General features: G+C 68.7%; 23 protein-coding genes and 1 other RNA gene. 13 read left to right on the top strand and 11 right to left on the bottom strand.

The genetic code is table 11. The features are described 5' to 3' along the window. Positions 1-32: 32 nt before the first annotated feature. The 4 genes from IU450_RS13555 (at position 33) to IU450_RS13540 (ending at position 2,806) form a co-directional block, all read left to right on the top strand. Positions 33-1,106, top strand: a complete 1,074-nt coding sequence (locus IU450_RS13555; protein ID WP_324197659.1) for a metallophosphoesterase — start codon at positions 33-35, stop codon at positions 1,104-1,106. A gap of 67 nt (positions 1,107-1,173) precedes the next feature. After that, positions 1,174-1,416 (top strand): hypothetical protein, encoded by a 243-nt coding sequence (locus IU450_RS13550; RefSeq protein ID WP_195034746.1) that lies wholly within the window; start codon positions 1,174-1,176, stop codon positions 1,414-1,416. 56 nt (positions 1,417-1,472) lie between these two features. Beyond that, a complete protein-coding gene (gene smpB, locus IU450_RS13545) occupies positions 1,473-1,946 on the top strand; it encodes an SsrA-binding protein SmpB (protein WP_195150161.1) in 474 nt (157 codons plus the stop codon). Further along, positions 1,943-2,806 carry an EamA family transporter gene (locus tag IU450_RS13540; protein ID WP_195064765.1) on the top strand — a complete coding sequence of 288 codons (864 nt, stop codon included), beginning with the start codon at positions 1,943-1,945 and terminating at the stop codon, positions 2,804-2,806. The genes smpB and IU450_RS13540 overlap by 4 nt, the downstream gene beginning before the upstream one ends. 85 nt (positions 2,807-2,891) lie before the next feature. Here the strand turns inward: IU450_RS13540 and IU450_RS13535 are convergent, their stop codons facing one another. Together IU450_RS13535 and IU450_RS13530 are read right to left on the bottom strand one after the other, a co-directional pair. Then, the gene (locus IU450_RS13535) at positions 2,892-4,016 is read right to left on the bottom strand and encodes an ABC transporter substrate-binding protein (RefSeq protein ID WP_324197658.1); all 1,125 of its coding nucleotides are present in this window, start codon (positions 4,014-4,016) and stop codon (positions 2,892-2,894) included. A 185-nt stretch (positions 4,017-4,201) separates the two neighbouring features. Then, positions 4,202-5,515, bottom strand: a complete 1,314-nt coding sequence (locus IU450_RS13530) for an ABC transporter substrate-binding protein (RefSeq protein ID WP_195150159.1) — start codon at positions 5,513-5,515, stop codon at positions 4,202-4,204. A 339-nt stretch (positions 5,516-5,854) separates the two neighbouring features. On the opposite strand from IU450_RS13530, the gene ssrA reads away from it, so the two are divergent. Further along, positions 5,855-6,225: a transfer-messenger RNA gene (gene ssrA, locus IU450_RS13525) on the top strand. Here the strand turns inward: ssrA and IU450_RS13520 are convergent. Both IU450_RS13520 and IU450_RS13515 read right to left on the bottom strand, forming a co-directional pair. Next, on the bottom strand, positions 6,224-6,514 hold the full coding sequence (locus tag IU450_RS13520) for a hypothetical protein (RefSeq protein ID WP_195150158.1): 291 nt from the start codon (positions 6,512-6,514) through the stop codon (positions 6,224-6,226). The two genes, ssrA and IU450_RS13520, sit on opposite strands and share 2 nt — an antisense overlap. Further along, positions 6,511-6,675, bottom strand: a complete 165-nt coding sequence (locus IU450_RS13515; RefSeq protein ID WP_195150157.1) for a hypothetical protein — start codon at positions 6,673-6,675, stop codon at positions 6,511-6,513. Before IU450_RS13515 ends, IU450_RS13520 begins: the two co-directional genes overlap by 4 nt. 186 nt (positions 6,676-6,861) lie before the next feature. Between IU450_RS13515 and IU450_RS13510 the strand changes: the two genes are divergently transcribed. Together IU450_RS13510 and IU450_RS13505 are read left to right on the top strand one after the other, a co-directional pair. Then, entirely contained in the window at positions 6,862-7,608 is a 747-nt protein-coding gene (locus tag IU450_RS13510) for a helix-turn-helix transcriptional regulator (protein WP_195150156.1), read from the top strand. Positions 7,609-8,329: 721 nt separating this feature from the next. Further along, positions 8,330-9,220: a phosphotransferase gene (locus IU450_RS13505; protein WP_195150155.1), complete on the top strand. Its 891-nt coding sequence runs from the start codon at positions 8,330-8,332 to the stop codon at positions 9,218-9,220. A 1-nt stretch (position 9,221) separates the two neighbouring features. Here the strand turns inward: IU450_RS13505 and IU450_RS13500 are convergent, their stop codons facing one another. Together IU450_RS13500 and IU450_RS13495 are read right to left on the bottom strand one after the other, a co-directional pair. Beyond that, complete coding sequence (locus IU450_RS13500) at positions 9,222-9,707, bottom strand: GNAT family N-acetyltransferase (RefSeq protein WP_195150154.1); 486 nt, start codon at positions 9,705-9,707, stop codon at positions 9,222-9,224. Between the two features lie 32 nt (positions 9,708-9,739). Continuing rightward, the gene (locus IU450_RS13495; RefSeq protein ID WP_195150153.1) at positions 9,740-10,492 is read right to left on the bottom strand and encodes an SDR family oxidoreductase; all 753 of its coding nucleotides are present in this window, start codon (positions 10,490-10,492) and stop codon (positions 9,740-9,742) included. Between the two features lie 101 nt (positions 10,493-10,593). Here IU450_RS13495 and IU450_RS13490 point away from each other — a divergent pair, with 101 nt between their 5' ends. Then, a complete protein-coding gene (locus IU450_RS13490; protein ID WP_195150152.1) occupies positions 10,594-11,481 on the top strand; it encodes a helix-turn-helix transcriptional regulator in 888 nt (295 codons plus the stop codon). A 24-nt stretch (positions 11,482-11,505) separates the two neighbouring features. On the opposite strand, the gene IU450_RS13485 is transcribed toward IU450_RS13490, so the two are convergent. Beyond that, positions 11,506-12,414: an EamA family transporter gene (locus IU450_RS13485; RefSeq protein ID WP_195150151.1), complete on the bottom strand. Its 909-nt coding sequence runs from the start codon at positions 12,412-12,414 to the stop codon at positions 11,506-11,508. Between the two features lie 219 nt (positions 12,415-12,633). Here IU450_RS13485 and IU450_RS13480 point away from each other — a divergent pair, with 219 nt between their 5' ends. Then, complete coding sequence (locus tag IU450_RS13480; protein WP_195150150.1) at positions 12,634-13,032, top strand: Ig-like domain repeat protein; 399 nt, start codon at positions 12,634-12,636, stop codon at positions 13,030-13,032. A 67-nt stretch (positions 13,033-13,099) separates the two neighbouring features. Then, entirely contained in the window at positions 13,100-14,005 is a 906-nt protein-coding gene (locus IU450_RS13475; protein WP_195150149.1) for a universal stress protein, read from the top strand. 3 nt (positions 14,006-14,008) lie between these two features. On the opposite strand, the gene IU450_RS13470 is transcribed toward IU450_RS13475, so the two are convergent. Further along, complete coding sequence (locus IU450_RS13470) at positions 14,009-14,464, bottom strand: hypothetical protein (protein WP_195150148.1); 456 nt, start codon at positions 14,462-14,464, stop codon at positions 14,009-14,011. Positions 14,465-14,616: 152 nt separating this feature from the next. Here IU450_RS13470 and IU450_RS13465 point away from each other — a divergent pair, with 152 nt between their 5' ends. Then, positions 14,617-15,579, top strand: a complete 963-nt coding sequence (locus IU450_RS13465; protein WP_195150147.1) for a GlxA family transcriptional regulator — start codon at positions 14,617-14,619, stop codon at positions 15,577-15,579. A 113-nt stretch (positions 15,580-15,692) separates the two neighbouring features. Then, complete coding sequence (locus IU450_RS13460) at positions 15,693-16,307, top strand: dihydrofolate reductase family protein (protein WP_195150146.1); 615 nt, start codon at positions 15,693-15,695, stop codon at positions 16,305-16,307. 20 nt (positions 16,308-16,327) lie between these two features. Here IU450_RS13460 and IU450_RS13455 read toward each other — a convergent pair whose 3' ends face one another. Next, the gene (locus tag IU450_RS13455) at positions 16,328-16,768 is read right to left on the bottom strand and encodes a MarR family winged helix-turn-helix transcriptional regulator (RefSeq protein WP_195096677.1); all 441 of its coding nucleotides are present in this window, start codon (positions 16,766-16,768) and stop codon (positions 16,328-16,330) included. 107 nt (positions 16,769-16,875) lie between these two features. Between IU450_RS13455 and IU450_RS13450 the strand changes: the two genes are divergently transcribed. Then, entirely contained in the window at positions 16,876-18,045 is a 1,170-nt protein-coding gene (locus tag IU450_RS13450) for an MFS transporter (RefSeq protein WP_228834534.1), read from the top strand. Here IU450_RS13450 and IU450_RS13445 read toward each other — a convergent pair. Both IU450_RS13445 and IU450_RS13440 read right to left on the bottom strand, forming a co-directional pair. Continuing rightward, entirely contained in the window at positions 18,042-18,962 is a 921-nt protein-coding gene (locus IU450_RS13445; protein WP_195150144.1) for a hypothetical protein, read from the bottom strand. The two genes, IU450_RS13450 and IU450_RS13445, sit on opposite strands and share 4 nt — an antisense overlap. Before the next feature lie 70 nt (positions 18,963-19,032). Then, positions 19,033-19,548, bottom strand: coding sequence for an ester cyclase (locus IU450_RS13440; RefSeq protein WP_195150143.1), 516 nt, complete (start codon positions 19,546-19,548; stop codon positions 19,033-19,035). Between the last annotated feature and the right edge of the window lie 57 nt (positions 19,549-19,605).

The following is a 19,605-nucleotide window of genomic DNA, read 5'->3' as shown; positions in this document are numbered from 1 at the left end:
GTGCCGGACCGCCGAAGACTGTGGAGGACTGTGTGAGCGAGACGATCGGGCGCCGGGAGTTCTTGGCCGGTGCGGCCACCCTCGCGGCCGGGGCGACGCTGGTCGGCCGGACGCCCGCGCAGGCGGTACCCGTCGCCGAAGGCGTCAGCAAGTTCCCCTTCCCGGAGGATCGTCGGGTACGGGTGCTGGTGACCGGCGACGCGGGCACCGGCACCCGCACCCAATGGGCGGTAGCCGACGCCATGCGCGCACACCACGGCCGTGAACCCGTCTCGCTCGCACTGGGTCTCGGCGACAACATCTACGAGCACGGGCCCGACAGTGCCGCCGACGTCCAGTTCGCCGACAAGTTCGAGAATCCCAACGCCGGACTGGACTTCCCCTGGCTGATGGTTCTCGGCAACCACGACAACAGTTCGGTTCTCGGCGGCGACGGCGGGTGGCTGCTGCGCGGCAATGCCGAGGTGGAGTACCACGCCAGCTCTCGACGCTGGTGGATGCCGAGCCGCTACTACTCGGTGCGGATCCCGGAGCGGAACCCCGTCGTCGAGTTCTTCGTCCTCGATGTCAATCCGTTGGCCGCTTACGTGCCACCGGTCTTCTCGCCCTATTGGGCGGTCGACGGGCAGTTCATGAACGAGCAGCGCGACTGGCTCGACCGCGCCATCGCCGAGTCGCCCGCCCCGTGGAAGATCGCCTGCACGCACCAGCCGTATCTGAGCAACGGCCCGCACGGAGACGCGGGCCGCTACGAGGGCCTGTCTCTGGAGCCGATCAACGGCGTGCACGTGAAACGCTTCATCGAAGACCATGTGATCGGCCGGTGCCAGTTCATCCTGTCCGGGCACGATCACTCGCTGCAGGTGCTCGAACCCACGGCGGCGTCGAAGGGAACCAGGCAGATCGTGTCGGGCGCGGCCGCGAAGACAGTCGGCGCGGAGCCGCGGCTCACCGCGAGCGCGGGCAACAGTGCGCTGTACGAGAACTACCACGAGCTGGGCTTCATGATTCTCGAACTCACCCAGGGCGGGGTCGAGTTGGGCGTGCACACCGTCGACCTGGCGACCGGCGCATCCGCCGAGGCGTTCCGGCGGCGCCTGGCCTGAGTTCCAACTGTGTTGCGCGGCGCGGGAATTGCGGCGCGCCACCGTCATCGCGGCTACCGTGCTGGCTATGGCACCGGGTGAGGGTTCCAGCGATGAGGGCCAAGATGTTTCCTCCGGCTCCGCAGGGGGTGAGGCTCCGGACGCGCCGCCGCAGATCCGGGGCAGGAGCGATCCGTCGGTCGAGAACGTGTGGCTGCGGCGCAGGCCGCCGCCGGAGCGTCCCGGCGCACCGCGGATGTCGACGGTGGCCCTGCTTGTGCTGTTCCTCGCTGTCCTCGCGCTCTACATCGTGCTGCATCAGGGTGGCTAGTGCGTCCGCGACCTGCGGGAATAATTTGGTTGCCGGGTCACTTAGAGTGGACCGTTATGAAGGAGAAGGGGCGTAAGGTCATCGCGACCAACCGCCGGGCGCGGCACAACTACACGATCCTGGACGTCTACGAGGCCGGGATCGCGCTGGTCGGCACCGAGGTGAAGAGCTTGCGGGAGGGCAAGGCCTCGCTGGTGGACGCCTTCGCGACGGTGGACAACGGCGAGGTGTGGCTGCGTGGGCTGCACATCCCCGAGTTCAGCCACGGCACCTGGACCAACCACGCGCCGCGCCGGGTGCGCAAACTGCTGCTGCACAAGCGCGAGATCGAGCGACTGGTCGGCAAGTCGCGAGAGGGCAACCAGACGCTGGTGCCGCTGTCGATGTATTTCTCCGACGGCAAGGTGAAGGTCGAACTGGCGCTGGCCAAGGGTAAGCAGGACTACGACAAGCGCCAGGACCTGGCTCGGCGCACCGCCGAGCGAGAAGTCACCCGCGAGCTGGGACGGCGGGTCAAAGGTATGAAGTGACCGCCGTCCTGCTCGCGCTGGCAGCCGCGGTGGGCTACGGCGTGAGCGATTTCTACGGCGGTGTGGCGTCGCGGCGGGTGACCGCACTGCGCGTCGTCATCTACTCCTATCCGTTCTCGGTGCTGCTGGTGCTCGCCCTGCTCCCGTTCGTGTCGGGCACGCCGGACGCCGCGTCGCTGGCGTGGGGAGCGGCGGCGGGCGTCGCGAGCGGCGTCGCGGTGTGGTGGTTCTACGCGGCGCTGGCCAATGGTCCGATGGCGGTGGTGTCGCCGCTGACGGCGGTGCTCGTGGCGGGCATTCCGGTGCTCGTCGGGCTGCTGACCGGCGAGCGTCCCGGTCCGCTCGCCTTCGCGGGCGTCGTGTTCGCGCTGGTCGCGGTGCTCCTGGTGAGCCGGGAATCGCCCGACGAGGTGACCGAGGAGATCACCGGCGGACGCGAACTGCGGTTCACCCGCACCGTCGCCGCGCTGACCATCGGGTCCGGCGCCGCCTACGGCTTCGCCTTCGTCTTCCTGCACAAGACTTCGGCGGACTCGGGACTGTGGCCGCTGCTCATGCAGCGTGTCGCGGCCACCGGAGTCGTCTGGCTCGCCGCGCTGGTCGCCAGGGAGTTCGGCAGGCTGCGCGGCGAACCGTTACGGCTGGCCTGCTATATCAGCGTGCTGGACGTCGTCAGCAACGCGGCGCTGCTGTACGCGTTCCACGGATCGCTGCTGTCGCTGGTGAGCGTGATCGGCTCGCTGTATCCGGCGGTGACCGTGCTGCTGGCGATGGTGCTGCTCGGCGAGCGGGTCCACCGGCAGCAGCAGTTCGGCCTGGTCCTCGCGCTGGCAGCGGTCGCACTCATTGCCGCCGCCTGACTCCCACTGACACTGCCGCCCCAGCCGAATCCCGTTGCCGCAGGCAAGGTCACTCGGGCGGCGGGCGCCACAAGGACTGCGCGAATCACCTCGTGCAGGGCTCGCGCATCGCGATCCGCTTCAACGTGGGGCTGCGGTAATCGGCGACCACCGTGCGCGAACCCAGTGACGTGGACGGGTCGGGCACGTTGACCACCGCGCGCTGCGCTGCCACGTCGGGTTCGTCGCGGCCGTAGATCTGCGGCGCCGCCATGCCTTCGGAATCCACGGTGAGCCCGGCCAGGGCCTTGCGCAAGGTCGGCCGGTCCAGACCGCCCGACTCGGCTGCCTTGGTGAGCAGCGCCTTCATCGGATAGGAGATCGCCCAGCCCAGGTTGTAGCCGAAGTTCGTCGGTTCGCTGGTCGCGGCGTTCCTGGCGCGCTGGGCTCCGGTGCTCGTGCCGTCCCAGCCGTCGAACGGCGAGGTGTAGTTGTACAGCGCCGTGAGCGCGGGCGCGGCCGGTGTCTTGAGCAGCGCGCTGTTCCAGGTCGGAGTGGACCCCAGGAACCGGCCCTCGTAGCCGGATCTCGCCAGCTTGCCGACGATCTCGGCGGCTTCGCCCGGCCCGGTGGCCAACAGGACCACATCGGGCGGGTCGGCCATGATCGCGGCGACCGGGTAGTCCTGATTGCCGACCTCGGTGTTGGGCCCGGTGTCGACGCGCGAGGTGATCGTGGCGCCGTTGTCCAAGGCCCACTTGAGCGCCCCACTGGCGTAGTCGCCACCGTAGTTGCCGCGATAGGCGACCACGCCGAGGGTGCGCGGCTGATAGTGGTTCTGCGCGAACCAGTCCAGGCCGAGCACGGCTTCGGTGCAGTACGAGAACCCGTCGTCCAGTACCAGATCGCGATCGGTGGAGCGATACTGCCAGCCCGACCAGAGTGTGCCCGCCCCGGTCACCAGATCCGCGTCGTCCATCTCCTGCAGGACAGCCAGCGTCTGCGCGGTTCCGAAACTCATCGCGAGCGCCAGCACGTGCGGCGCGACGTTCGCGAATTCCGTGACGTGCCTGCGCGGGTCGTAGGCGGTGTCGCGTGTGTAGGCGGTGATGTCGATCTCGTAGCCGCCGATCCCGCCCTGCTTGTTCACCTCGTTCCAGAACGCGAGCTGCCCTTCCTGCAAGGACTTTCCGAGCGGGGCGAAGGGGCCGTTGTTCAGGTCCGACAGCACGCCCAGATAGATACAGCCCTTGTCGCGGTGAATCGCGTGTGGACATGGTTCGCGGGTGACACCCGGTGTGGCGGCGGGCGTCGAAGTCGAACACCCGGCGGTCAGGACGAGCCCGAGCGCGAGCGGAACGGCTACGAGTCGAAGTAGTCGACGGAAAACACGATGGAAAGGCATATCTGGCTCGCTTACGGCTGCACGCAGGGCTCGGTGAGGGTGATGCGGTCCTGAGTCGGGCCGTGGTACGCGACCGCAAGGGTTTTCGCACCCAGCGGCGCGGTCTGCTCCGGCGCTTCGATGACCGCTCGCTGACGGGCGAGGTCGGGTTTGGCCGCGCCATAGATGTATTCGGGAATCGCACCCTCGTAATCGACGCGCAGGCCGTGCACCGCCCCCCGGACGCCCTTGCGGGTCAGCCTGCCTTCGTTCACCGCTCGGGTGAGCAGCGCCTTCATCGGGTAGGAGAACATCCAGCCCGCGCTGTAACCCCAGGTCGAGGGCTCCCTGGTCGCCGAGGCCCGCGCCTTCTTGGCGCCCACGCTGGTACCGTCCCAGCCGTCCAACGGCGAGGTCATGTTGTAGCGTGCCGTGATCGCCGTCGCCGCAGGGCTTTTCAACAAGCCGCCGTTCCAGGTCGGGCCCGAGCCCAGGAATCGGCCCGGGAAGCCGGCCAGCGCCGTTTTGCCCATGATCTCGCCGGCCTCCGCGGGCCCCGTGGCCAGGAGCACGAGATCCGCTCCGGCGTTCAGGATCTTGGCGACCGCCGCGTCCTGATTGCCGATCTGAGTGTTGGGCTCGGTGTCGATGTGCGCCACCATGTCGACGCGGTTGGCGGAGGCCCATTTCTTCGCGCCGGTGGAGTAGTCGCCGCCGTAGTCACCCTGGTAGCTCACCGTGGCGATCGAGTTCGGCTTCGCCAGGTGCTCGGCGATCCAGTCCAGGGCGATGATCGCCTCCGAACAGTAGGAGTACCCGGACTCCAGCAACAGGCCCTTGTCGCTGTTCTCGAATTGCCAGCCCGACCACAGGGTTCCGGCAATGGCGACCATGTTCGCCGCGTCCATCTCGGGAAGTACCTTCTGCGTCTGCACGGTGCCGAAACTCATCGAGAGCGCCAGTACGTGCGGCTCGATCCGCCGGTACGTCTCGACGTGCTTCTGCAGATCGTAGTTCGTGTCCTCGGTGTAGGTGGCGATGTCCACCTCGTACTTGCCGCCGATCCCGCCCGCCTCGTTCACGGCCTTCCAGAACGCCAGCTGGCCGTTGTGAATGTCCTTGCCCAGCGCGGCGAACGGCCCACTCGTCAGATCGGACAGCACGCCGAGATAGATACACCCCTTGCGGGTGTCGACGGCGTTCGGGCACGGGTCCGCGGTGACACCCGGCTCGATTCCTTCGGCCGACTTGTCGCGTAGTGCGGAGCATCCGGTCAGGACGAGTCCGGCGATGACGGTGAGGGCGGACAGGCGCAGCAACCTGTCCCGAATGGTGCGAACTGCCAAAGTGTTTCCTTAGTCTGAAATCGAGATCCGCTGCTCAGAGCCGATCGTACGGCTCGTGCAGTGTAAGTCGGGTTGGTCGTCGAACCGGGAGAATCGACCACCAGCATCCGAGAAGGTTCGGGTGCTCGAACGCGCGGTGCTCGCCGACGGGTGGTGGTGGCGGGATTCGGTCTCGATCGGGGGAGATGGTCGGCGGATGTGCTCCATCCTCCCCAGTCGATCGCCGCTTGATCTGCGTGGCGTGGCCGACGTCCTGGCAGTCGCCCCCACCGGATATTGGGATGATCCTGGCTCTGACCGGTGTTAACATGAACAGCCCGGCAAGGTGCCGGGGCGTACGGGGCTGAACGGTTTCGACTGCGTACGTAGATTCAGGGGAAGCGTGTCGGTGCAGGCAAGAGACCACCGTAAGCGTCGTTGCAACCAATTAAGCGCCGATTCCAATCAGCGCGAGTACGCTCTCGCTGCCTAACCAGCAGAGCGTCTCTGTCGGCCCGGGGCATGCCCTCGGCTCCGGTGCCGGCATCAGCTAGAGGGCTAACCGTCCTACTCGGTCGCGGAGTAGGACGGGACATCGAACAGCGACTGGGATCGTCATCCGGGCTTGTTCGCGGGACCCGGAGATCCGAGTAGAGGCACAGCGGACTGCGCACGGAGAAGCCCTGAAGACGCGGCGGAGGACCCGGGTTCGATTCCCGGCAGCTCCACTCAGAGGCCCTTCACCTGCACCGCAGGTGAAGGGCCTTTTTCATGCCGCTTTGCCGGTCTCGCTGGGTGCCGTGCCCACATTTCCGCCCACTTTTCCTGCACCTCGCTTGTCGGACTCTCGGGTGTGCTGCCTTCGCCGCGCTCCCGGAGATACCGTTCAGCGGACAGCTCGCGCGGGCACGGCGGGGTGCAGGTGGCGTGGAGCTTCATCAGGCCCTGTGCGTGCTGCTCGTCGGCAGGCATGTTGCTGTCCTCGCAGTAGTCCTGTATCCAACTGCGCCGTGTCGTCATCGCTGCTCCTCCTCGATACGCGCGAGGATGTCACGCGCCGGTACGGACTCGTCCGGGTCGTCGCCCAGTTCGAGTAGCCAGGGCAGTACCCAGAACAGCAGGATCAGCAGTCCCCCAACGGCGGCCATGACGATAAGGACGGTTGCGGGCTCTGTGGTCATTCGGTGACCCCTCTGCACGTTGTGGTGTGGTTGGTGGGCACCCGACGCCGAGGATTCGAAGGTCGACCCGACGGCGGGGCCAGATTCAGAGTCGGTCGACAAGCCGTGTCCGTGCGATGACGTAACGGGCGTCAATCCGCCTCTATTCAGGGCGACATTTAGGCGTCAAAGGGCTAACGTGGCGACATGGCTTCGGCACCGAATACGGCTCTCCGCGCGGCCCGGAACGCGCGTTTGATGAGCCAGGACGACCTCGCGCGGGCACTCCGGGATGCCGGGTGTGCCAGTGCCACGAAACGCCTTGTGCAGCGCTGGGAATCAGGGCTCACAAGCAATCCGCGGCCGTCGCACGCCCGAGCGCTGGAGAAGGTCATGCGCCTACCGATCGAGTCCCTCGGCTTCGGTGCCGTGATGGCCGGCCGAAGTCTCTCCGGCGGTGAGGAGGGGACCGTGGTCGACTCGGCTATCGGCGAAGTCGCACCCGAGCAGGTCGCCGCCGGGCGGCGCCCAAGGACGCCTGGCAATTACTCGGGCATCTGGCTGTCCCGGTACGAGTACTACTCCTCCGGTCGTGACGCGACGTTCACGGCTGTGCATCACGTCGTGGTGCTCCAGCACGACAACCGCCTGACGGTGCGCAGCCTGCCGAACTCCGCGCAATCGTCCATGGAGATGGACCTGACCGTAGACGGGCACGTGGCTACGGGCACATGGAGCGAGCACACCGCCCAGGATGGTTACTACCGGGGCGCGTACTACCACGGCGCGATTCAACTGCTGATCGAGTTGACCGGCGCTCGGATGGCAGGGAAGTGGGTCGGGTTCGGCAAGAGTTTCGAGATCAACTCCGGTCCGTGGGAACTGGTGTTGCAGGACTCCTCGACGTCCAAGGCCGCTGTCGACGCGTACGACCGACCGCCTGAACCTGCTTAGCCCGTGCCCGCATTCTGCTGACAGTCACCCGTGTTCGAACGCGATTCGCCATGGATGTGTTTTTCGCAGGTAGACCGCGATTCGACGTCACGACCAGGGGAGCGGGTTCGATTCCTGGCAGCCCCACGAGTGCCTCGCTGCGTTCCGCAGGTGCTTGGTGGGGTGCAACTCCCATGCCCCGCCCGGCTAGTTCCGCCTCCGGCCTCGTCACCGTGGGTTGCGTTCGGGGCCGACGAAATCAGGCCTAAGTGAGCCGATACCAGCGCCACCTCAGAAATGTTGCTCAAAGATTGCTCTGTGGCGGTTCTGCTCTTTTCGGACCCGAACCAGGAGTCGCTGAGCGCGGTCGCCCCGGGTAGCCACGCTGGACGGCAAATCGCTTCGGGCCTCCATTGGCCATTGCGCCCTGGTGAACGCATATGACCTGAACGAAGGCATCTTGTAAGCGTCTCTCGCGGCGTTTCCGGCAAGGGGCTTTCTTTGTAAGCATGGCGCGGGCCGGGGTGGACGAAGGTGATGGCCCGTGGCTGAGAAAACGTCAATTCGGGCGAAACGGGCGGATTCTGTTTGGTTGCTGACTGCGGTGGAATTGCCGGGGTAATGTCCACTGAGCAGGGAAAATGGGGTGTTAGCCCCCCGGTATCTGGATGGCTGCCATGAAGCTCGAAGCCGAGATGCGCTACTGCTCCCCAGAGGGGAGCGCGGGGCTTGGGAGGCTGACATGACCGCAGGGATCGCGGGTAACGGGATGCGGTCGATTCTGCGTGCCGCGTGTGTGAGCGTCGGGATCGATGCGAGCGATGCCGAACCGGCGGAAACGCGCGGGGTGTACCGGCTGCGCGACGGAATCGTCGTGCGGATCGGCCTGCGTGGGCAAAAGCTGGTGACGGGGCGGGAAGTCGCCGTGGCTCGATGGCTCGAGACCTGTGGGGTGTCGGCGGCGCGTGTGGTCCCGGACATCCCGCAGCCGGTGGTGGTCGAGGGCTGCCCGGTGACCTTCTGGCAGGACTTGCCGCCGCACCATCCCGGCACGCCCGCCGAGGTGGCCAGGGCGCTGGGGCAGCTGCACCGGCTGCCGCTGCCCGGGTTCGAGCTACGCCGGATGTCGCCTTTGGCTCGGGTGGAGGAAGAGATCGCCGCCGCGCGGACTGTGTCCGAGGACGACCGGCGATGGCTGCACAAACACCTGGAGGAATTGCGCGGGCGCTGGAAGACGCTCCCGTCGGGCCTGCCGTGGTCGGTGGTCAAAGGCGCCGACTGGGACCAGAGCGTGGTGGTCGGCGACGACGGGGACGTGATCCTGGTCGGCATGGGACAAGCGGCGATCGGCCCGCCGGAATGGGACCTAGTGCACGCGGCGATCGAATGCTGGACCGCTGCCGAGATCACCGCCGCGCAGTACGCCGAATTCTGCGGCGGGTACGGGCGCGACGTGATGCGCTGGGACGGGTTCTACCTGCTGCGCGACATCCAGGAGTTCCGGATGGCCCTGCAGTCGATGCGGGCCGCCGCCATCGACTCCACCTACCAGCTCCAAGCGCTGCGCCGCCTCGCTTATATCCGTGGTTACGAGGGCATGCGGCCTTGGCCTGGGTGGGCGGACCTCGACTAGCTCAGACGGGCTTGGTGTACCGGTGGGCGGGGACCGAAACCGGTCCGTTGGGGCCGGGGGCCGCGTGGATGAAGGCGCCTTGATCGGTCCAGCCCTGCTTTGCGTAGAAGCGGCGGGCGCGGGTGTTGCCGGGGACGACCGCGAGCCAGGCGCGGTCGTGCCCGTTGGCGCGGACGCGCTGTTCGGCGGCGGCGAGCAGGAGGGCGGCCGAGCCGGTGCCGCGGTGTGCGGCGGCTACGTAGACCTGGTCGACCTCGTCCTCGTCGACCATGACGAAGCCCGCCACTACGCCGTCCACGGTGGCGACGACGGTGTCGCCGACGCGCTCGGCCGCGCGGGTGTCGAACGAGTCGCGTGGACGGACGGCCAGCAGGGTGTCGGGGACGTTGCCCAGGTGCGCGTCGCGCCAGCCCGGATACCAGATCTCGGCGATCGCCGAGGCGTCCTCGGGCCGGGCGCGGCGCAGTACCGGGGCAACGTCCGTCATCCGCCGGACTGTAGCAGTGGATGAGCCGGTGATCAGCCCTGCTGTGTCGGGACGACGACGAGTTCGGCGATGTTGACGTGCCGGGGCACGCCGACCGTGTAGGCGATCGCGGCGGCGATGTCGCCGGGTTCCAGGATCTTGATCGCCGTACGCCACTGCTCCAGCCCGGCGCGCTGTTGCTCGTCCTGCATTCCCGCGCCGAGCTCGGTGCCGACGAATCCGGGTTCGATGTTCTTGACCCGCACGCCGCGTGGCCCGAACTCGGCCCGCAGGTTGCGGGTCAGATGCGCGACCGCGGCCTTGGTGGCGGTGTACACGGCGTAGTTGGGGAAGACCGTGTGCCCGCCGATCGAGCCGACCAGCACCAGATCCGCTTGCCCGCCCTCGGTCGCGGCCGCGAGCAGGTCATCGATGAACGCTCTGGCGGTGTAGAGCAGGCCGTTGATGTTGGTGCCGACCATCTGGTCCCACTCTTCGGTGAGCGCGGACTCGAACGGTGCGGCGAGCATGACGCCCGCGTTCGCGACGACCAGGTCGACGGGCCCCAATGCCGCCCGCACCGTGGCGGCGGCGTCTCGCACGGACTGCTGGTCGCCGACGTCGGCGACCACCGCGAGCGCGTCACCGCCGATCTCGGCGGCGAGTTCCTCGATGCGATCCTTGCGTCGGCCAAGTAGCGCGACCTTGGCGCCGCCCTGTGCGAGCTGCCGTGCGGTGTCGGCGCCGATTCCACTCGATGCTCCGGTGACGACCGCGACGCGGCCGGTGAGGTTGTTGTTCGTCATGTCCACTACGTTCCGCCCCCGCGCGCCCGCCTGACAGGCTGCGGACTTCCTGGTAGTCGCGGGGCCACCCAGGCGCGCCGCGCCTCACCTAGGCTCGGATCATGAACTCCGACAATCGACTGGGCGCGTTCCTGCGTGCGCGTCGCGAGCTGGTCCGACCGGAGGATTTCGGGATGTCCGGTGGCGGTCAGCGGCGCGTCGCCGGGCTGCGCAGGGAGGAGATCGCCCTGCTCGCGGGGGTGAGCGCCGACTATTACGTGCGCCTGGAGCAGGGGCGTGACCGGCATCCCTCCGAGCAGGTCATCGCCGCGCTGGCGCGAGTGTTCACACTGGACGAGGAAGGTACGGCGCATCTTCGGGAGCTGGCGCGGCCCACGGTCAAGCGAGCGCGCGCGCCGCGACGGCCCGAACGGGCGGCGCCGGGGCTGGTACGGCTGATGGACGCGTGGCCGAACACGCCCGCGCTGGTACTCGGCAGATACCTGGACGTCCTGGCGGCGAATCCGCTGGCGGCTGCGGTCAACTCGTGCTCGGTTCCGGGCGTCAATCAGGTGCGCATGGTCTTCCTCGACCCCGAGGCGCGCGATCTCTACGCCGACTGGCCGACCATCGCGGCCGACACCGTCGCGAGCCTGCGGGCGACCGCGGGGGCCGACCTGGACGACCCGCGCTTGACCGAATTGGTCGGGGAGCTGTCGCTGAAGAGCGAGGAGTTCCGGCAGTTGTGGGCACGCCACGACGTGCGAGCGAAAACCGCGGGGGTCAAACATTTCCGTAACCCCATGGTCGGGGATCTGACGCTGTCCTACGAGACGTTCAGCGTCAACGGCGCGCCGGGCCAGATACTGATCGCCTATCACCCGGAACCGGGATCACCCTCCGAGCGCTCCCTGGCCCTGCTCGGCAGCCTGATCGCGGAAGACCCCGAGACGGCCCGTGACGAGCACCGTGACGCCGGGCAGCCGGGTGCGTCTCGGCAGCAGCGCTGAGACGGGTCCGAGCCTCGCCGCGGTTCAATCCTTCGCTTCGGTCCGCGTCGCCCCCGCCGACGCCGCGACCACGCACGCCACGCCTGCCCACTGCCCGAGGTTCATGACCTGGCCGAGCACGACCAAGCCCGCGATCGCCGCGACCGCGGGCTCCAGGCTCATCAGCACGCCGAAGACGCGGGGCGGGATCCGGCGCAGCGCTTCCAGTTCCACCGAATACGGCAGGACCGACGACAGCATCGCCACCGCGAATCCGGTGGCGAGCACGGCGGGCTGCCACAGCGCGGCGCCCGCGTCGATGACGCCGACCGGCAGCATGATCAGCCCGCCGAAGGCCATCGCGAGCGCCAGCCCGCCGCCGCCGCTGGTCTGCTCGCCGAGCGCGGCGCTCAGCAGGATGTAGCCCGCCCAGCACGCCGCAGCGGCCAGCGCGAACAACACGCCGACCCAGTCCACGTCGCCGTCCGCTCTGGTCAGCAGCAGCACTCCGGCTCCGGCGAGCACCGCCCACAGCGGGTCGATCCAGCGCCGCGATCCGGCGAGCGCGACGGTCAGCGGTCCCAGGAATTCGATGGTCACCGCCATACCGAGCGGGATCCGGTCGATCGCCTCGTAGAACGAGAGGTTCATCAGGGCGAGCACCGAGCCGTACCCGAGCACGACCGGCAGCGCACCCCGCGCTACCCGCAGCGACGAGCGCCAGATCACCAGCAGGACGATGCCGGCGAAGACCAGCCGCAGCATGACCGCCCCGGCCGCGCCGGTCGTCGAGAAGAGTTGTTTCGCCACCGCCGCGCCCACCTGCACGCTGACGATCCCCGCCAGCACCAGTGCCGTCGGCGGCACGCCGCCGAGCCCCGCGGCGGTGGCCGAACGCCAGACCGACACCGCCCTCGCTGCGCGCACCCTCCGCTCGAAGTCGATCGCTACCACGCCGCACCTCCGTCGTTCTCGCCGAACACCTCCGGACACACAACCATGCGGCGACGACACGACCCGATCAGGCGGCACCGGATGTGCCGATGGGATCGCGATTCGGCGGTTCGGGCCCCGCCGAGGCCGTGCGGGAGTGAGGATCTAGTTTGTCGCGCCGGTGCGCGTGGCCGGCGCCCGTTCGACGAAGAGCGAATCACGACCGACAGGACCATCCGAATGCGCAGACGAGTTGGTGCGATAGCGGCGGCGATCGGAGCCATCGTGGCGGTCACGATGGCCGAGCCGCCGTCGGCCGGAGCCACGGTGACCCAGGTCGGGATGTATCCCGGCGTCAATTTCGGGTTGGCGACGAACTACGGGACGGGCTGTCTCTACACCGCGCGGGCCACCGTGACCGACGTGGTGGCACCGGTCGTGTTCTACGACAACGGGATTCCGTTCGGCACGGTCCGGCCCTCCGGCGGTGTCGCCCTGATCGACTGGATACCCGCCACGGAGGGACCGCACACGATCAGCGCGGTGCAGGAGCCGTATCCGCCCTACGTGGCGAGTATCGACCTCCAGGTCGGTGAAGGCGTCCATCTGGGCTATGCGTGCGCCGTTCTCGGCGGTTGAGGCCGACCTTCCCGGCCGGCAGCGTCGGGTGCCGAGCTCGATTCTTTCGTCCGGAAAGGAAGTGAGCATGCGAAGCAACGGCCCGATCGTCGTCGGTGTGGACGGGTCCGCCGGTTCCGCTGCGGCGGTCGCGTGGGGAGCGCAGGCCGCCGCGCAGCACCGGGCGCCGCTGCGTCTGGTGCACGTTCTGGACCCGGTCGCCGATTACGGGCCCGGGGTGACCGAGCCGCTCACCAGCACCGACTACGCGCGGCTGGAGGGGCACGGCCGCTGGGTGCTGGACACCGCACGCGAGGAGGCGCACATCGCGGTCCGCGCCTTGCACGACATCGAGGTCAGCGCCGAACTCGTGCACGAGCCGGTCGGACCGGCGCTGCTGGACCGCACCGGCCCGGCGCGGATGATGGTCGTCGGCACCCGCGAACGCGGCACCGTGCGCCGCGCCCTGCTCGGATCGGTCAGCGCGGCGCTGGCGCGGCGGGCGCGCTGCCCGGTGGTCGTGGTCCGGGAAGGGGCGCCGCTCACCGGGGAAGCCAGGAAGCAGCCGGTGATCGTCGGGGTGGACGGTACCGAGATCAGTGAACCCGCCATCGAAGCGGCGCTGAACGAGGCCTCGGCGCGGAGTGTGCCCCTGCTGGCGCTGCACGGGTGGACCGGCGTCGAGGTGCCCTCGGCGAACGCCGAAAGCGCGACCGACGCCGAGAAGCAGATCGTGCTCGCGGAAAGCCTCGCCGGATGGCAGGAGCGGTTTCCCGACGTGGAGATCCGGCGCGAGATCGTGACCGACCGGCCCGAGCGCTGTCTGCTCGAACGCTCCGAGCGGGCCCAGTTGCTCGTGGTCGGCAGCCGGGGCCGCGGCGGGTTCGCCGGAATGCTGTTCGGCTCGACCAGCCAGGCGTTGCTGCTGTCGGTGGCCTGCCCGATCATGGTCGTGCGCGACCGCACGATGGCGGTTCGTTACCTGCCCGACTGAGTCTCACGCTCCGGTGGTCGAGCCGGGCCGGACGATCATCAGGACGGTGACCACCGCCCACAGCAGGTTGAACACCCCGGCGTCCATGGCGAGGCGGCGGATCAGCGTGGGGGTGGCCCCGGTGAGGTCGGCCAGGACCTTCTGCTGCCCGGGCAGCACGAGCAGTGCGAGCACGCCTGCCGCGGCGGCGGTCAATCCGATCGACACCACCAGCCAGGTGTCGCCGAGCACGCCGAGGCTGAGCGCGGTGAGCAGACCGAAGGCCGGGACGACGAGGCCGAGCAGGGCGTAGACCCGGCAGATGCGATGCAAAGTACCGAGGACGGCGGGGCTGTGGCCGGTCCCGGGGTCGGCGAGAGCGCGGCGGGTGGTGGCGGGAAACATGCTGGCCGCCACCGTTACGGGGCCTACGGCGATGATCGCGGCGAGCACGTGGACCGAGAGCAGGAACTTAGTCACGGCGGTCGAGATTAGCCATGATGGCGGGCCGGAGGAATTGGCGAAAGCGCCATATACCGATCAATTCTCGCCAAATCAGTGAACTGCAAGTATCTGTCGAAAGCCAGGTGGTGACCGTTGGCCGGAATCGACCGGCCTACTACGCTATTGCCATGCACACCGTGGTCGTACTCGCCCTGGACCGAGTGATCGCGTTCGATCTGGCCACGCCGGTGGAGGTGTTCGGCCGCACGCGGTTGCCCGACGGCAGGCCGGCGTACCGCGTGCTGGTCTGCGCGTGCGCACCGACGGTCGACGCGGGCGTGTTCACGCTGCTGGCGCCGCGCGGGCTCGACGCGCTGGCCGAGGCGGACACGATCGTCCTGCCGGGCTGCGCCGACCCGGGCCTGCTGGTGCCGGAGGAAGTGATCGACGCCCTGTGCCGGGCCGCGGCGGCGGGTACCCGCATCGCCTCGATCTGTTCCGGCGCCTTCATCTTGGCCGCGACCGGATTGCTGGACGGCCATCGTGCGACCACGCACTGGCTCGCCGCCGCGGCGCTCGCGGCCGACCATCCGTCCATCGACGTGGACCCCGACGTGCTGTACGTGGACAACGGCTCGCTGCTCACCTCGGCGGGTGCGGCGGCGGGCATCGACATGTGCCTGCACATGATCCGCAAGGACTACGGCTCGGCGGTCGCGGCCGACGCGGCCAGGAAATCGGTTGTCCCGCTGGAGCGGGAAGGCGGCCAGGCGCAGTTCATCGTGCACGACCAGCCGCCGACGCCGCGCGGCTCGGCGTTGGAGCCGGTGCTGCGATGGATCCAGGACAACTGCGCGCGGGACATCTCCCTCGACGACATCGCCGCCCATGCCGGGATGAGCACCCGCACGCTCAACCGCCGTTTTCGCGAGCACACCGGGACCACGCCGTTGCAGTGGTTGCTGCGCGCGCGTATCCGGCAGGCGCAGCATCTGCTCGAAGCCACCACTCATCCCGTCGACCGGATCGCGGGTCAGGTCGGGTTCGGTTCGCCGACCGCGTTCCGCGATCGCTTCAAACGGGTGGTCGGAACCAGTCCGCACAGCTACCGGGCGGCCTTCCACGGTTCGGATGCGCACCGGGCCGGATAGCGACGCCTTCGTGCCGGGCGGAGCCGAATCGCGCACGCCCACCGATGAGTTCTCGCGCGCCGCCCCGTCGGATCAAGCGACAGCAACCGTCACCTGATCCAGGAGCAACGCACATGAGGAAAATCACCGCAGGTCTGTTCATCGCCCTCGACGGCGTCATCGAGGACCCGCAGGACTGGCACTTCCCGTACTTCGACGACGCCATGGGCGCGGCGGTCGATGCCCAGCTCGGCGCCGCCGACACCCTGCTGCTCGGCCGCAAGACCTATGACAGCTTCGCGGGCGCGTGGCCGGAGCGCGAAGCGGCGGGCGATGCGGACGCGGCGTTCGCGAAGAAGTTGGGCGACGCGCGCAAGATCGTGGTGACGCGCCAGGATCTCGACTTCACCTGGCGCAATTCCGAAGTGCTTCGCGGCGACCTGCTCGAAGCGGTGACGGCGTTGAAGAACGAACCGGGCGGGGACATCGGCATGAGCGGCTCGGTCTCGGTCGTCCGTCAGCTGCTGGCCGCCGGGCTGTTGGACGAACTGCACCTGCTGGTGCACCCGATCGCGGTCGGCAAGGGCGACCGCTTGTTCCAGGACGGCGCGCCCACGGTTCCGCTGCGCCTGCTGTCCTCGCGGACCTTCGACACCGGCGTGCTGCACCTGGTCTACACCCGCGACGAGGCGGCCCCCGCGGGAGACTACGAGGACGCGAAAGCTCATCTGTCGCAGAGTGTTCGGTAACCGCGCAGGGCGGGCCTCGATCAGCTCTCGGTATCGGCGGCCATGGTGAGCAGGAGGTCGCGCAGGGCCTCCTGCTGCGCTTCGTTCAGTGCGATCAGCGGTGAGTTCGCGCCGAGCAATTCGAGCGCGTCGTCGCGCCGCCGCTGACCGGCCGGTGTCAGCACGATCTGTTTCGCGCGCCGGTCCGTGGGATGCGGCTCGCGGCGGACCAAGCCCTGCTGCTCGAGCCGGTCCAGCACGAAGGTCGCGTTGGACGGCTCGCACGACATTCGCGCCGCCAGCTCCCTGGCGGTGATCGCCTCGGACAGTTCGCGCAGGGCGATCACTTGCGAAGGGGTGAGGTCGAGTTGCTCGGCGACGCGGCGGACGTGCACGTCGAGCCGGTGGGTGAACTGGTGCACCAGCTTGCACACGTCGCGGTCGAGTTCGGTGTCCACCACGGGGTCCGGCTGCCGCGTCATTGCTCCGAGTCTAGCGCCTTCGATTCGAACTGTGATAGTTCTAGTTCAAATCATTACAGTTAGAACTATCTGGAAGGCGTGTGATGCGGTCCGCGGTGTTCTCTCTCATGTTGGTCGTGTTCAGCCTGACCACCGGCGAATTCGTGATCGCGGGCATACTGCCCGACGTCGCGGACGGCATGGCCGTCTCGGTGGCCGCGGCGGGCGCGCTGGTGACGGCGTACGCGGTGGGCATGATCGTCGGCGGTCCGGTGGTCACCGTGCTGACCGCGCGGGTGGCGCGCAAGCCGTTGGTCATCGGGTTGATACTGGTGTCGATACTGGCGAACACGGGTTCGGCTCTCGCGCCGAATTACGTTGTGCTGCTGGTGACGCGCTGTGCGGCGGGCTCGGTCGTCGCCACCTTCTTCGCGGTCGCGATCGCCACGGCCGTGTCGACCGCTCGGCCAGGATCCGAAGCCGCGGCCGTGGCGCGCGTGGCCCTCGGGATGAATCTGGGCATCGTGCTCGGAACGCCGCTGGGCGCGGCCATCGGTCAGAGCCTGGACTGGCGAGCGACTTTCGCGGCTGTGGCGCTGTGCGCGGCGCTGGCGCTTCCCCTGGTGCTGCGCTTCATGCCGGACTCACCGGGATCGGCCGCCGTTTCGGCCGGGCGGGAACTGCGCGTGTTCACCGATCGTGACGTGCTCTGGGCGCTGGCGCTCACCGCCGTCGGAAATATCGGCGTGGTCATGGTCTTCACCTACATCACGCCGCTGCTCACCGAGGTCGGCGGCTTTCCCGCGGGGGCGGTGCCGATCCTGCTGCTGGTCTACGGCTTCGGCGCGGTGGTCGGCACCCAGCTCGGCGGCAGACTCGCCGACCGGGCGCTGCTGCCCTCGGTGACCGCGCTGCTCGCCGCGCTCGCCATCGTGCTGGTGCTGCTCTGGACGGCGGGCGACGTCCGCATCCTCGTGGCACCGCTGATCTTCGCGCTCGGTGCACTGGCCTTCGCGATCATCCCGGGTATGCAGACCCGGGTGATCGCCGCGGCCACGGCCGCGCCGACCCTGGCCGTCGCGGTGAACGCGTCGGGATTCCAGCTCGCCGCGGCGGGCGCGGGCCGGATCGGCGGCTGGGTCCTCGGCGACGGGCCGGGTCTGCGGTCGCTCTACCTGGTCGGCGCGGCACTCACCGGCCTGGGCGTGGCACTCGCGGTGTACCTGCTCCGGCGCGACCGCCGGGTCCGCGCGAGCGGTGAAACAATCGCGCTCGCAGCGGAATTCGAGAGCCGCTAGTGGCCGAGCGCTTGCGCGACGATGCCGCCGGTGACCGCCTTGATCAGATAGCTGGTCGAGTCGTGCGGCGACGCGCCGTTGTCGAAGTACTGCGCGGTGACCGGAACGACGGCGCCACCGGGGCAGGGCGGGAAGAACGGCGTGAGGTCCAGGTGCGCCGCGACGAGATCGTCCTCGTCCACCAGGTTGTGCCAGCCCGTCACCGATTTCGGCACGGCGCTCGGCTGCGGGCGCAGCCGGTCGTAGACGACCGTGCGCAGGCCGAGCGGCGATCCCATGGTCAGCAGGGTGACCGGATGGTCGGTGCGGTGCAGCGCCTCGTAGGCCACCACGCTGCCGAGGGAATGCGCGACGACCAGGCGGGTGTCGGGACCGATCTGGTCGAGCACCTGCCGCTGGGCGTACTCGCGCACGTCGTCGTCGGTGAAGTAGCGGGCGACCTGGGACAGGGCGCGGATGACGAACTTCTGCGCCAACCCGAAACCGAACGGCGCGAACCACCGCAACCGCATCAGCGCGTTGAGCGCGGGCCGCAGGCTCGCCTGCGGCCCCTGCGCCACCGCGTCCGGCGGTGGGGCGGTGCCGAGGCGGCGGGCGGTCGCCCGGTCACGCTCGTCGCCCGCGTGCGCCGCGGCGGTCGCCAGCCATTCGGCGGCGAGCTGCTCCATCAGGTCCAGTTGCGCGTCGTCGAGTTCGGTTCCGGCGCCCTGCGACCCTTCGACCAGGAACTTGTTGCCGTAGAAGGCCATGCGGGTCGACAAGTCGCCGGGGGAACCATTGCGCCACAATCGATCCGCGAGCTCGGGTGCGCCGTGGTTGCGTACCCCGCCCGCGAGTCCGGGCAACCAGCGCGCCTCCAAGGTGTCGGCCGATTCCTGTTCCTGCGCGATGCCGTGTACGAGGACGATCGTCGCCAACGTCCCACCCCTTTCCATCCCCGGTGTCGGGAACAGTGTCCCTCACCGCGGCCGGTTCGGCAGCATCGGATCATCGTCCGGAACGGTTCCTCGCGCGGATCGCTTTGCCGAGTGGGGCAATCGAATTGGCGAGCCCGAACAGCACTCGCTCGGCGATCGAATGCTGCGGGGGCAGGACGGCGAGCTGTCGCGCGAGGTCGAGCCCGTTGACGATCGCGGTGTTCGACTCGATCAGCCCCTCGCGCACGACGAACACGTCGGTGCCGAGGAGGTCGAGCCGCCTTCCGTTCGGCGCCAGCCCGATCAGGGGCACGGTGCCGTCGAACCGGCCCTGCATCCGCCAGTGCACGACGGCGCGCTCGTCCTGCGCGGTGACCGAGAGGATGTGCACGGTCAGGTCGGGGACCGCGGCATGCACGTCGCGGAAGAAGGCCACGATCTCGTCCGGAGCGCGCAGATCGGCTACGCCGACGAACGCGTCGCGCGCGCCGGGCCGCCAGCAGTCCGCGACGGTCTGCCAGTCCTGCGCACCGATCGCCTCGACATAACGACGCGCGACCGAGCCCGAGTCGCCTGGATTGGTCACCGGTAGTCCTTTCCTCCGGAACACAGCGGGGTTGCTCCGCACATCATGGCGCTCTCG

Source organism: Nocardia abscessus (assembly GCF_015477775.1).
Classification (GTDB): Bacteria; Actinomycetota; Actinomycetes; order Mycobacteriales; family Mycobacteriaceae; genus Nocardia; species Nocardia abscessus_A.
This window is presented reverse-complemented; position numbering and strand designations above follow the sequence as displayed.